Origin of the sequence: Ewingella allii (assembly GCF_044430645.1) — a bacterium.
Taxonomy (GTDB): Bacteria; Pseudomonadota; Gammaproteobacteria; order Enterobacterales; family Enterobacteriaceae; genus Ewingella; species Ewingella allii.
In genome coordinates this window covers 107,178-119,545 of the sequence record NZ_JAWUDN010000003.1, presented here as the reverse complement: position 1 = coordinate 119,545, position 12,368 = coordinate 107,178, and the positions used below count along the sequence as shown (strand labels likewise).

Genomic DNA, 12,368 nt, shown 5'->3' with positions numbered 1-12,368 from the left:
ATGGGATAATTCGATGAAACGGACACAAAACATCAATCTGGCTACCTTCCGGAAATCCTGGCGTAGCTACCGTATCGCACCTGTCGCATTAGCAGTCAGCGCTGTCTTTATGCTCTCCGCTTGCGAAAAAACCGATGAAACCGTCTCGCTTTACCAAAATGCGGACGATTGCTCAAAAGCCAACCCGTCGAACAGCGCGCAATGTACTGCGGCGTATGACGCGGCCAAGAAAGAAGCTGAGAAAACCGCGCCAAAATACGCTAGTCGTGAAGAGTGCGTGGCAGAGTTCGGCGAAGGGCAATGTACTCAAACCCCAGCTCAGGCAGGCATGGCGGCTCAGCCACAGCAGAGCGGCAGCTTCTGGATGCCTCTGATGGCCGGTTACATGATGGGCCGTATGATGGGCGGCGGCGCGGGCTTTGCCCAACAGCCTCTCTTCACCTCGAAAAACCCTGCCAGCCCGGCGGGTGGCAAGTTCGTTGATGCAACGGGCAAAAGCTACGGCCCTGCCACTGCCGGTGGACGCACGATGAATGTGCCGAAAACCGCGATGGCGCCTAAGCCAGCGACCACTTCTACGGTAACCCGTGGCGGCTTCGGCGAAAGCGTCGCTAAGCAGAACACTATGCAGCGTAGCTCCGCGTCGACCACGCGTTCACCATCACGCAGCATGGGCGGCTAAGAGTCCCAGATGAAACGTTTACCGATTGCCGAGCGTCCAGACTGGCGAGAAAAAGCCACAGAGTTTGGCTTCAATTTCCACACCATGTATGGCGAGCCGTACTGGTGTGAAGACGCCTATTACGAATTCACCTTAGCGCAGATCGAAGAGATCGAAGACGCCACCGCCGACATTCACCAGATGTGTTTGAAGGTGGTGGAGAAAGTTGTCGCCGACGACGCGCTGATGGCGCAATTCCAGATCCCCAAGCACTGCTGGGAATTTGTCAGAAGCTCGTGGCGCACCCAACAGCCTTCGCTCTATTCGCGTCTGGATCTGGCTTACGACGGGGTTAACCCGCCTAAGCTATTGGAAAACAACGCGGATACGCCAACCTCGCTGTACGAAGCTGCCTTCTTCCAGTGGCTGTGGCTCGAAGAGCAAATTGCCGCAGGTAAACTGCCGCAGGATGCTGACCAGTACAACAGCATGCAGGAAAAGCTGATTGAGCGTTTTGCCGAGCTGAAAAACCAGCACGGTTTTTCTTTGCTGCACTTCGCCTGCTGTCAGGATACCGAGGAAGATCGCGGTACCGTGCAGTACTTGCAAGATTGCGCATTAGAAGCCGAGCTAGCCAGCGAATTTCTGTTTATCGAAGAGATCGGCTTAGGCGAACGCGGCCAGTTTACCGATCCGCAGGATCAGGTGATCAGCAACCTGTTCAAGCTCTATCCGTGGGAGTTTATGTTCCGCGAGATCTTCTCAACCAAGTTGGAAGATGCGGGCGTGCGTTGGCTGGAGCCAGCGTGGAAAGCCATTCTCTCCAACAAAGCCTTGCTGCCCATGCTGTGGAAGATGTTCCCGAATCACCCTAATCTGCTGCCTGCCTACTTCGCGGAAGAAGAGCATGCAGAGATGGATCATTACGTGATTAAGCCGCTGTTCTCCCGCGAAGGTGCCAATATCCGCATCATCGAAAAAGGGCAGGAAGTGGCCAGCGTCGATGGCCCATATGGTCAGGAAGGGATGATCCACCAGCAGTTCCACCACCTGCCTAAATTTGGCGATAGCTACACGCTAATTGGCAGCTGGTTGGTGAACGATCAGCCTTGCGGCATTGGTCTGCGCGAAGACAAAGAGCTGATCACACAAGATCTCTCTCGCTTCTATCCGCACGTGATCGTCGGCTAACTGTCACGATCTATCTAATAAACGAAGCGGGGAGCGAATTCAATTCACTCCCCGTTTTTTTATCTCTAGAAGATTAACCCACCTGTACCGAAAGCATGCTCAACGAGCTCATCACGATGCCATCCGTCGGGGTGGAAATAGGCTCCACGCCGTCCCAGCTTCCCACCACATACAGCAGCGGCAGATAGTGCTCGATAGACGGGTTAGAGAGCGCGGCGCCCTCATGCTGAGAGAAATTTACCAGCGGATGCTGGCTGTCTTCACCCTTCCAGCGCAGATTCTCTTTCACATACTCATTGAAAGCAGTGGCCCACGGGTAATTATCGCCCTCCCCGTCACGCTTCATTAGGCGCAGGTTGTGAACCACATTGCCGCTCGCCACGATCATAATGCCTTCATCACGCAGCGCCGCCAGCTTTCTACCAATCTGATAGTGATATTCCGCCGGCTTGGTGCCGTCGATGCTCAGCTGCACCACCGGAATATCCGCCTCTGGGTAAGCTTTGATCAGCACGCCCCATGTCCCGTGGTCGAAGCCCCACTCGCCGGTGTCCGCAATCACGTCAATCGGCTTGAGCAGCTCTTGCAGCTTTTTCGCCAGCTCGGGCGAGCCGGGGGCCGGGTAACGCTGATCAAACAGCGCCTGCGGGAAGTTGCCGAAATCGTGAATGGTGCGCGGGTGCTCCATCGCGGTCACGGCCGTGCCACGAGTGAACCAGTGGGCAGAGACGGCAACGATGGCTTTTGGACGCGGTAATGTCTCGCCCAGAGTTTGCCATGCGCGGGTAAATTCATTGTCTTCAAGCACGTTCATCGGGCTACCGTGGCCTAAAAACAGTGCTGGCATACGAGGGGAAGTCATAACGTTTTCCTTAGCTCAGAGTGAATGAGTGGCAGAAGCAATTCTGCACGATGGAAATACGGTACTCTCTTTCTTATTTGCTTACAGCCGGATAACCATGATGAAGTTATTCAAAAAAATTGAATTAGCGTTATGGGCTTTTTGACGCGGCAGGAAGGGGGGTTAATTCACTTAGCGAGCTATCTATCAATTTCGTCTTTGTAATGCCGGAATAGTGCTTTAGAGATAAAAAAGGCCGCATCTGCGGCCTTTAAGATTCAGGAGTGAGTTCAGTTAGCTGGCTTTCTGAGTCTGCGCCTGACGGTAAGCCACTAAGTCTTCAATGGTCAGTACCGGCATATTGTGTTTCTTGGCGAAGACAATCGCTTCTGGCGCGTGCGCCATGCTGCCATCGTCATTGGTCAGTTCGCACAGCACGCCGAAAGGCTTCAGACCGGCCAGTTTGACCAAGTCGATAGAGGCTTCAGTGTGGCCACCGCGAGTCAGCACGCCGCCCGCCTGCGCGCGCAGAGGGAAGATATGCCCCGGGCGGTTCAGGTCAGAAGGCTTAGCGCCGTCTTTGATGGCGGTGCGAATGGTGGTGATGCGGTCAGCGGCAGAAACACCGGTAGTGACGCCTTCGGCCGCTTCAATGGTGACGGTGAATGGCGTTTGGTACGCGCTGGAGTTGGTCTCAACCATCATGGGTAAATCGAGCTTTTTGCGGCTCTCTTCGGTCATGGTGAGACAGACAATCCCGCTGCCATGGCGAATGGTCAACGCCATCTGCTCAACGGTCATGTTTTCAGCGGCAAAAATTAAATCGCCTTCGTTTTCACGATCTTCGTCATCCAGCACCATCACACCGCGGCCATTGCGCAGGGCTTCAAGAGCCTGCTCAACGCGTTGATTTGGTGTACCAAATTCGGAAAGTAGGGTCTGATTCATGGTAAAAATAACCTCATAAACTGTATGTAATATACATGGATTACCAGAATCAGGGCGTCTTGAGGAGTTCACTGTAGCCCAGCAATGCCGTGCGACAGTGTGAAAAAATAACGCAGCAGGCAATTTTTTGCCTGGCTTGAACCGTTACTCTCTCCCATCCGGACTATAACCGTCGGCTCCGGGATCTAACCGGATCTGCTGACCTCAAACTGCAAAGTTTGAGCGCTCGCGGGCTCCCACTATGGCAGAAATGCGTTCCGCCAAAAAAGATGTGGTTTACCGCCGGTGGGGACTTTCACCCCGCCCTGAGAATAAGCAGGTCAACTATAACGCCAATAAAAGGTCTCGGCAATGTGTCGAATAGCCGAATAATGCCATCGCGAAGGTTTATAGAAAGAGTATCTAGGATTACACTAGTACAAAGCTGCTTATTCGAGACAAGGGAAAAACCATGATCGACCCGAAAAAAATTGAACAAATCGCTCGTCAGGTTCACGAGTCAATGCCGAAGGGTATCCGTGAGTTTGGTGAAGATGCTGAAAAGAAAATTCGTCAGGTATTGCAGGCGCAATTTAGCCGTATGGATTTGGTTAATCGCGAAGAGTTCGACGTGCAGACTCAGGTTCTACTGCGCACCCGCGAGAAGCTAGTTGCTCTCGAGCAGCGCCTGACCGAGCTGGAAGCCAAATTAGCTACCGAGCAGAAGCCAGAAGCCTAATTCCCGGCGGCTGTCCTGCATAAAAAAACCACGCTCAAAGGCGTGGTTTTTTTATTCTCTGTCGGCAGAAATTGGCGACAGTTAGTCTTGGCTTTTAATCTGGTTGATGATGCCCGTTGTCGATAAGCCATCTTCGAAGTTCAACACGCGAACTTCACCGCCGTTAGCCCAAACTTCTTTGCTACCCGCGATCTGCTCCGGCTTGTAATCGCCGCCTTTTACCAGCAGATCAGGCAGAATTTCGGCGATCAGGCGCTGCGGGGTATCTTCTTCAAAAGCCACCACCCAGTCAACCGCACCCAGCGCGCCGAGCACTATCATGCGATTTTGCAGAGCATTGACCGGGCGAGTTTCGCCTTTCAGACGCTTGGTGGAAGCATCGCTGTTCACCGCCACAATCAGGCGATCCCCGAGCTTGCGCGCATTGGCTAAATAAGAAACATGACCCGCGTGCAAGATATCGAAAATGCCGTTGGTCATCACCACTTTTTCACCACGCTGGCGAGCCAGCGCCACGGCCTCTTTCAGCCCGGCTTCGGTCATCACGCCAAAGCCCACTTCTGAACGCCCGCCAATCGCATCTTCCAACTCGACCGGAGAAACCGTGGAAGTACCCAGCTTGCCGACCACTACGCCTGCGGCGGCGTTGGCCAAGAAGCAGGACTCTTCCAGCGAGTTGCCAGCAGCCAAAGCGGCGGCCAGAACGCCGATAACCGTGTCGCCAGCACCGGTCACGTCATACACTTCCTGAGCCTGAGTCGGCAGGTGCAGCGGCTCTTTGCCCGGTTGAAGCAGGGTCATGCCGTGCTCGGAACGGGTCACCAGCAGGGCTGACAGCTCGAAGTCAGACACCAGCTTCATGCCGCGCTGGACGATTTCTGCTTCGTCTTTGCAGCGGCCAACCACGGCTTCGAACTCGGACAGGTTTGGCGTCAGCAAGGTCGCGCCGCGATAACGCTCGAAATCCGATCCTTTTGGATCGATAAGTACCGGAACGCCGGCCTTCTTCGCCAATTGGATCATCGGCTGCACGTCTTTCAGCGCGCCTTTGGCATAATCTGACAGCACCAGCGCGCCGGTTTTTGGCAACGCTTGTTCGATCTTCTCCAGCATAGGATGGAGATCAACACCGTCAAAACCTTCTTCGAAATCGAGGCGGATCAGCTGCTGGTTGCGAGACAGCACGCGCAGCTTGGTAATTGTCGGGTGAGTTGCTAACGCCACGAAATCACAATGAACGTTAACGTTGTCCAAATGCTGATTCAGAGCACGCGCTGCATCATCGATGCCCGTCAGACCAATCAAACGAGATCCCGCGCCGAGTGACGCTATATTCATCGCCACGTTAGCAGCACCGCCAGGGCGCTCCTCGATGGTGGTGACTTTCACGACCGGCACCGGCGCTTCTGGTGAAATACGGTTAGTCGGACCATACCAATAGCGGTCCAACATGACGTCGCCCACGACCAGTACGCCGGCACGGTGAAAATCAGGTAAAGTCACTTTCATCCCTTGCTCCAAAAACAGATACAACCTGACATAAAAATAGTGCGCCGGATAATATCACAAGCGCTCATACCGCGAAAAAAAGCTTGGACGCGGCGATTAACTGAGCCAGCCTTGCCAGCTCGCCAAAATCTGCTCGCGTTCAGTCATAAAGCTATCGACAGCGACTTTGCCACTATGTTCCTGTAAAGCCAGATGATGAATCTCGTCGCGCAGCGTGACATAGGCGTGCTTCAGCCGGCGCGCCTCATCCTCCGGCATAATGTCGTATTGCGCCATCAGCTCGAAAATACGCACGTTATCAGACCACTTGGTCAGACCCGGCTCATCGTGGGCAAAGCGCAACACCAGATATTGTGCGATGAATTCAATGTCCGTGATACCGCCCGGATCGGCTTTCAGGTCGAAGGTATGGCCTTTTTTGCTGCCCAAATGGGCATGCATCTTCTCGCGCATCTCGCGCACTTCTTTGCGCAAGGTGTCGGCATCACGCTGGCGGCACAGAATCTCACGGCGCGTGGTATTAAATTGGCGGGTCAGCTGCGGGTCGCCGTAGACCACGCGAGCGCGAACCAGCGCCTGATGCTCCCAGGTCCAGGCTTCGTTTTGCTGATAATCAGCAAAGGCTTCAATGGTGCTGACCAGCATCCCCGCCGCGCCGGACGGCCGCAGGCGCGCATCCACTTCATACAGGATGCCGGACGAAGTGCGGGTGCTGAACAAATGCATAATGCGCTGGGCCAGCCGCAGGTAGAACTGGCGGCCATCAATGCTGCGCTCCCCTTCGGTCATGACGTCCGGCGCGCAGTCGAGCAGGAAAACCAAATCCAGATCTGAGCTATAGCCCAGCTCCCAGCCCCCCAACTTGCCATAACCCACCACGGCAAAACCGCGCCCTTCCCGGCTGCGCAGGTGCGAAGGTTCACCATAGCGCGTCACCATCTGCTCCCAGGCTTGCTGGATAACGGCTTCAAGGATCGCCTCGGCCAGATAGGTCAAATGGTCGCTGACCTTCATCACCGGCAGCGCGCCCGAGATATCCCCGGCGGCGATGCGCAGGTGCTGGGCCTGCTTAAACTGGCGCAGTGCTTCCAGCTGCTGCTCTTCGTCATCGGCGGGCACGCGCAGCAGATACTGGCGCAGCTCGTCGCGATAGGCATCCGGCGCAATCGGCTGGTAGAGGGTGCGCGGGTCGAGCAGCTCGTCGAGCAAAATTGGGTGGCGTGCCAGCTGGTTGGCGACCATCGGCGATGCAGCGCACAGGCGCACCAGCTGCTTCAGCGCCCCCGGATACTCAACCAGCAGTTCAATATAAGTGGTGCGCGTAACAATATTGAGCAGCAGCAGGGTCAGGCGTTGCAGGGTGATATCGGCATTTTTATAGCCACACACCTGCGCCAGCAGGTTCGGCATCAGCTGATCCAACTGGTCACGGCCGCGCGGCCCGATGGTGCGCTTATCCACGTCACGGCGGAACTCGGCGATTTGCCGCAACAGCTGCCCCTGAGCTTCCGGCGCGAGTTGCGGCACCAGATGGGCAATATCGTCGTGCTCAAGGGCGTCAATCCACAGGCTGCTGAACTCGGCGTGCTGCGGATCTTCGCCAATGTCCGGCGTGTCATCACCAATCAAATCATCAAACACGGCGCGCACCGCCAGCATGTGGGCGTTCAAGGCGTCGAGCAGCGTTGGCCAGTTAGGGAAGTCCATCCCCCATGCCAGACGTGCCTGATTGAGATCGTCCGATGGCAGGGTTTGGGTCTGTTCGTCAGCAATCGCCTGCAACAGATTCTCCAACCGACGCAGGAACAGGTAGCTTTCACGCAGCTGCGACACCTGCACGGCGGGCAGCAGCTCCAGCTCTTGCACGGCTTGCAGCGTCGGTAATAAAGAGCGCTGCTGCAAAGAGGGTTCGCGGCCGCCGCGGATCAGTTGGAAGACTTGCGCGATAAACTCGATTTCGCGAATACCGCCCGCGCCCAGCTTGATGTTGTCCTTCAGGCCACGGCGGCGCACTTCGCGGGCAATCATGCCTTTCATATTGCGCAGAGATTGAATCACGCTGAAGTCGATATAGCGGCGAAAAACGAATGGCATCAGCATCTTGCGCAGTTCCTGACTGCTGCTGTCCTCCGCGCCGCCCATCAACCGCGCCTTGACCATAGCGTAACGTTCCCAGTCGCGCCCCTGCTCCTGATAATAGTCCTCCAAGGCCGGGAAACTCATCACCAGCGGGCCGCTGTCGCCAAACGGCCGCAGGCGCATATCCACGCGATAAACAAAACCATCAATGGTTGGCTGATCTAAGGCTTTAATCAGCCGCTGGCCAAGACGGGTGAAGAACTGCGCGTTATCCAGCTCGCGGCGGCCACCTTTGGTTTGGCCATTCTCGGGATAGGCAAAAATCAGGTCGATGTCTGAGGAGAAGTTCAGCTCGCCGCCGCCCAGCTTGCCCATGCCAAGGATTAATAGCTTTTGCGGCACGCCGTCGGCATTCATCGGCGTACCAAACTCGCGGCAGCAGGCGTCGTACAGCCATTCGCGGGCGCTAACGATCAGGGTTTCGGCTAACTCGCTGAGCTGATGCAGCGTCTCTTCGCACTGGCTGGTGAGCATGGCCTGTGACCAGGCAATGCGGGTCAAAATGCGTTTGCGGAATAGGCGCAGCGCCTTCATCAGCCCGGCTTCATCACTGACCTGCGCCAGCGCCTCGGCTAGCCAGCCGCGATAGCTTTGCCACTCCTGCGCGTGCGGCGGATGCTGCACAATCTCATGCCACCAGTCTGGAAATGCCAGCAGGTTTTCACTGATAAAATCACTGCTCGCGGCCACCGCCAGCGTGCTTTCATCAAGCTCTGGTAAGGGCGCGGCGTGCTCCTGACAACGAATAACAAAGTTGTCAGCCTGACTTTGCAAAACAGAGGGGAGTGGCAACATGAGATCAGGTTCCTTTCGCAAAAAAGCCTGAGTCAGACTCAGGCCACTTGTTCAATTAAACTTCACCATAAACCAAAACGCGGCTTGTTATTTGACTTTGCCGTTGAGCCAGAAGGCGTCCATCATCACGGCGTGCTGGCGGGCAGAATCTTCCCACGCATGCTGCTGCTGGATAATCGCCTGCTGCAACTCAAGCCAGCCATTAATGTAAGGGTTGTACTCTTCAGGTGAGTAAGCGCCCGCTAACATATGGAAAGAGATGATCTGGCGCTTTAGGCGAGCCAGCTGGTCGCGGAAGCCATCTTCATCCAGCGGCTGGCCGAATGCCTCTTTTAAATCAGCGGCGGTGCGGCCCAACATGATGTCGGCGAAACGTTTGAAGGAGCCATCAAGCTTCTTCTGCGCTTTCTCATCAATGAAAGGTTTCCACTGCTGAGTCGTCAGCCACGAAGTGAGTGCTAACTTACATTTCAGGTAGGCCGGGCTGTAACACACGGCCTGGGCGTCGGCGCCCTTCTGCTCCAGCGCTGGCAGTAAGTCGGTTAGCAAGGCGCGTAGTTCAGTTGAGGCTTTACGTGGGATCAGCCCGCCGAACAGCACCAACGCCTGACGCACGGCTTCAACAGCCTGTAGCACGCTCAGACGCACGGCTTTGTCGCCGCGCACCCACAGCTCTTCGTGATATTGCCACTGGTCCAGCGCGAGAGCCAAAATGCCCTCCATTGCCTGCTCCACCGTGGCTTTCGGCGCGGCCTTGAATACGGGCAGCGGGCGCGGTTCGCGCGCCGGATTGCCTTTCGCCAAGTGATAACCACGGGCAGCCTTGCTCAAGCCGCCCTGCCGCAGCCCGCCGTTTTGACCAATCAACGCGGCGAGCGCCAGCAGGTCAGCGGTGTTGCCGCTTTTCAGCTCCAGCTCAATTTCAGCTAAAGGCTCGGAAAGCTCTCCGGCCACCACTTCACCCTGATCCAAACCAAGCTCAATCTCGCTTTGCTGGTAAGTGATCACCCACTTCTCGCGCATAAAATGGGTGGAAAACAGCGGCAACAGCGCCTTTTGTAGCGCAGCGACTTTGCAGCCTTCTGGCCAGATTTCCTTCGGGAAAGCGCTGAGTTTTAAGGTCGGCTTCTTCAGCTCAACATTGTATTCCGGGCGCTGGTGCAAGCCCCCTACCACGCTACCGGCGGTTTTTATGGTCATCTCATATTGGTCGTCAAAACCGCGAATACGCAGGCCCATATCGTGGCTGCGCATCCAGTTATCAGCGGTTTCGTAATAGATGTTGGTCAGCTTCTGTGGAGCAGAGTGTTGGCTGGAAAATTGCGCCAATTGCTCCGGTAATTCGGCGATAGCCGCGGCAGTGGCGATAAACTTTAATTCTATTTCTACGGTCATAGTGATCTTCACACCGAGTTCTGGATGTCAAAAGGCTGTCATAAAGCCGACAAAAGGAGTTAGCGATAAGTCGCAATTCTAACACAGGGTCTGGCCGCAAGCCGCATGCAACGGGATAGTAAGATAGTTCCCATTCCTGTTTATACGTTGCGTAGTCAAACTGTTGCCCTTAGTATCAAACCCTCATAACGTCGGTTCCTACATCGCGTTCCATAAATTCACAAAGAAACGATGAAATAATGCAGAAACTCCGCCTAATTGGTCTCGCTTTGCTTAGTTTAAGCATCACTTGGGGCGCTCACGCCGATGAAAAGCGCTACATTTCCGACGATCTGATCACTTATATCCACAGTGGTCCGGGTAATCAATATCGTATCGTTGGCACGCTAAATGCCGGTGACGAAGTCACCCTGCGTAGCGTTAATGACAGCACTAAGTACGGCGAAATCATTGACTCTAAAGGTAAAACCGCCTGGATCCCTCTGGACCAGTTGAGCAATGTGCCAAGCATCCGCACCCGCGTTCCTGATTTAGAGCAGCAGGTGAAAACCCTGACTGACAAGCTGACCAACATTGATTCCAGCTGGAACCAGCGCACGGCTGAAATGCAGCAAAAAGTTTCGTCGAGCGATGGCATCATTAATGGCCTGAAGAAAGAGAATCAGGACCTGAAAAATCAGCTGATTGTGGCGCAGAAGAAAGTGAGCGCGGTAAATGTTCAGCTTGACGACAAACAGCGTACTATCATTTTACAATGGTTCATGTATGGCGGCGGTGTCGCCGGTGTTGGCCTGCTGTTGGGCTTAATCCTGCCGCATCTGGTGCCTCGCCGTAAGAAAAATGATCGCTGGATGAGCTGAGTCACATAATGGAAATCTATCTGGTCGGCGGCGCAGTCCGAGACAGTTTGTTAAATCTGCCGGTTACCGAGCACGACTGGGTAGTGGTTGGCGCCACGCCGGAATACATGCTTGCTGAGGGATATCAGCAGGTTGGCAAGGACTTTCCCGTGTTCTTGCACCCGGTGACTCATGATGAATACGCGCTGGCTCGCACGGAAAGAAAATCTGGCAGCGGTTATAACGGTTTTACCTGTTACGCCGCGCCAGATGTCACATTAGAGCAGGACTTGATGCGTCGCGACCTGACCATCAACGCCATCGCCAAAAGTGCCGAAGGTGAACTCTTCGACCCTTACCACGGCCAGCGCGATATCGAAAATCGCCTGCTGCGCCACGTTTCTGATGCCTTTGGTGAAGACCCGCTGCGCGTTTTGCGCGTGGCGCGGTTTGCCGCGCGCTTTGCCCATCTTGGTTTCAGCGTCGCGCCAGAAACCCAGCAACTGATGCAGCAAATGGCGGATTCCGGCGAGCTTGAAGCCCTGACGGCCGAGCGCGTGTGGAAAGAGACGGAAAAGGCGCTGCAAACGCAGGACCCGCAAGTTTTCTTCCAAGTGCTGCGTGACTGTGGCGCGCTGAAGGTACTGTTCCCAGAGGTTGACGCGCTGTTTGGCGTGCCCGCACCGGAGAAATGGCATCCGGAAATCGATACCGGCATTCATACCCTGATGACCCTGAAAATTGCCGCAGAGCTGACGCCGGATGTTGATATTCGCTTCTCCGCACTCTGCCATGACTTGGGCAAAGGGCTGACCAATCCGGAATACTGGCCGCATCACCACGGCCACGGCCCGGCGGGCGTTAAACTGGTGGAAAATCTTTGCCAGCGGCTCCGAGTGCCAACCCATATTCGCGATCTGGCGAAGCTGGTCGCTGAATTCCATGACCTGATCCACACGGTCAATAAATTGCGTCCAGAAACGATTCTAAAGCTGTTCGACACTATTGATGTTTGGCGCAAGCCACAGCGGCTCGAGCAGATGATTTTCACCAGCGAGGCTGATGCTCGCGGGCGAACCGGTTTCGAGCAGAACCCTTATCCACAGGGCGATTACCTGCGCCAAGCCTATGCCGCAGCACTCACCGTGTCGATTAAAGACATCGTAAATTCAGGTTTAGAAGGGTTGGCAATCAAAGAAGAGCTGAAGAAACAGCGTATTCGCGCCATCGCCGACTGGAAAGCGCTGCAAGATCCCGCCGAATAATTTCCTCATTTAAAATAAAAAACCGCAGGACTCATGTTCCTGCGGTTTGCATTTCTACACCAGAAAA

10 protein-coding genes and 1 riboswitch are annotated in these 12,368 nt (G+C 55.1%); of the genes, 5 read left to right on the top strand and 5 right to left on the bottom strand.

The window, feature by feature from the left end; genetic code table 11:
* Positions 1-13 precede the first annotated feature (13 nt).
* Complete coding sequence (locus tag SBO83_RS09345; RefSeq protein WP_396131312.1) at positions 14-682, top strand: DUF1190 family protein; 669 nt, start codon at positions 14-16, stop codon at positions 680-682.
* A gap of 9 nt (positions 683-691) precedes the next feature.
* On the top strand, positions 692-1,852 hold the full coding sequence (locus SBO83_RS09340; protein WP_396131311.1) for a glutathionylspermidine synthase family protein: 1,161 nt from the start codon (positions 692-694) through the stop codon (positions 1,850-1,852).
* A 73-nt stretch (positions 1,853-1,925) separates the two neighbouring features.
* Here SBO83_RS09340 and ygiD read toward each other — a convergent pair whose 3' ends face one another.
* Complete coding sequence (gene ygiD / locus SBO83_RS09335) at positions 1,926-2,714, bottom strand: 4,5-DOPA-extradiol-dioxygenase (protein WP_396131310.1); 789 nt, start codon at positions 2,712-2,714, stop codon at positions 1,926-1,928.
* Positions 2,715-2,987: 273 nt separating this feature from the next.
* The gene (gene ribB / locus SBO83_RS09330) at positions 2,988-3,641 is read right to left on the bottom strand and encodes a 3,4-dihydroxy-2-butanone-4-phosphate synthase (RefSeq protein WP_353503450.1); all 654 of its coding nucleotides are present in this window, start codon (positions 3,639-3,641) and stop codon (positions 2,988-2,990) included.
* A gap of 142 nt (positions 3,642-3,783) precedes the next feature.
* A riboswitch (FMN riboswitch) is annotated at positions 3,784-3,958 on the bottom strand.
* A 134-nt stretch (positions 3,959-4,092) separates the two neighbouring features.
* Between ribB and ubiK the strand changes: the two genes are divergently transcribed.
* The gene (gene ubiK, locus SBO83_RS09325; protein ID WP_034793327.1) at positions 4,093-4,359 is read left to right on the top strand and encodes a ubiquinone biosynthesis accessory factor UbiK; all 267 of its coding nucleotides are present in this window, start codon (positions 4,093-4,095) and stop codon (positions 4,357-4,359) included.
* Between the two features lie 81 nt (positions 4,360-4,440).
* Here ubiK and hldE read toward each other — a convergent pair whose 3' ends face one another.
* The 3 genes from hldE to SBO83_RS09310 all read right to left on the bottom strand — a co-directional run bounded on the left by hldE (position 4,441) and on the right by SBO83_RS09310 (position 10,197).
* The gene (gene hldE / locus SBO83_RS09320) at positions 4,441-5,868 is read right to left on the bottom strand and encodes a bifunctional D-glycero-beta-D-manno-heptose-7-phosphate kinase/D-glycero-beta-D-manno-heptose 1-phosphate adenylyltransferase HldE (protein ID WP_353503451.1); all 1,428 of its coding nucleotides are present in this window, start codon (positions 5,866-5,868) and stop codon (positions 4,441-4,443) included.
* 96 nt (positions 5,869-5,964) lie between these two features.
* Complete coding sequence (gene glnE / locus SBO83_RS09315) at positions 5,965-8,802, bottom strand: bifunctional [glutamate--ammonia ligase]-adenylyl-L-tyrosine phosphorylase/[glutamate--ammonia-ligase] adenylyltransferase (RefSeq protein WP_396131309.1); 2,838 nt, start codon at positions 8,800-8,802, stop codon at positions 5,965-5,967.
* A gap of 87 nt (positions 8,803-8,889) precedes the next feature.
* A complete protein-coding gene (locus SBO83_RS09310) occupies positions 8,890-10,197 on the bottom strand; it encodes a CYTH domain-containing protein (RefSeq protein WP_396131308.1) in 1,308 nt (435 codons plus the stop codon).
* Between the two features lie 239 nt (positions 10,198-10,436).
* Between SBO83_RS09310 and SBO83_RS09305 the strand changes: the two genes are divergently transcribed.
* Positions 10,437-11,057 (top strand): TIGR04211 family SH3 domain-containing protein, encoded by a 621-nt coding sequence (locus tag SBO83_RS09305; RefSeq protein ID WP_185689177.1) that lies wholly within the window; start codon positions 10,437-10,439, stop codon positions 11,055-11,057.
* Positions 11,058-11,065: 8 nt separating this feature from the next.
* Complete coding sequence (locus tag SBO83_RS09300) at positions 11,066-12,301, top strand: multifunctional CCA addition/repair protein (protein ID WP_396131307.1); 1,236 nt, start codon at positions 11,066-11,068, stop codon at positions 12,299-12,301.
* Positions 12,302-12,368: the final 67 nt, after the last annotated feature.

Coding starts and splice junctions, on each gene's coding strand:
- SBO83_RS09345 (WP_396131312.1), top strand. CDS start 14: ATGAAACGGACACAAAACATCAATCTGGCTACCTTCCGGAAATCCTGG.
- SBO83_RS09340 (WP_396131311.1), top strand. CDS start 692: ATGAAACGTTTACCGATTGCCGAGCGTCCAGACTGGCGAGAAAAAGCC.
- ygiD (WP_396131310.1), bottom strand. CDS start 2,714: ATGACTTCCCCTCGTATGCCAGCACTGTTTTTAGGCCACGGTAGCCCG.
- ribB (WP_353503450.1), bottom strand. CDS start 3,641: ATGAATCAGACCCTACTTTCCGAATTTGGTACACCAAATCAACGCGTT.
- ubiK (WP_034793327.1), top strand. CDS start 4,093: ATGATCGACCCGAAAAAAATTGAACAAATCGCTCGTCAGGTTCACGAG.
- hldE (WP_353503451.1), bottom strand. CDS start 5,868: ATGAAAGTGACTTTACCTGATTTTCACCGTGCCGGCGTACTGGTCGTG.
- glnE (WP_396131309.1), bottom strand. CDS start 8,802: ATGTTGCCACTCCCCTCTGTTTTGCAAAGTCAGGCTGACAACTTTGTT.
- SBO83_RS09310 (WP_396131308.1), bottom strand. CDS start 10,197: ATGACCGTAGAAATAGAATTAAAGTTTATCGCCACTGCCGCGGCTATC.
- SBO83_RS09305 (WP_185689177.1), top strand. CDS start 10,437: ATGCAGAAACTCCGCCTAATTGGTCTCGCTTTGCTTAGTTTAAGCATC.
- SBO83_RS09300 (WP_396131307.1), top strand. CDS start 11,066: ATGGAAATCTATCTGGTCGGCGGCGCAGTCCGAGACAGTTTGTTAAAT.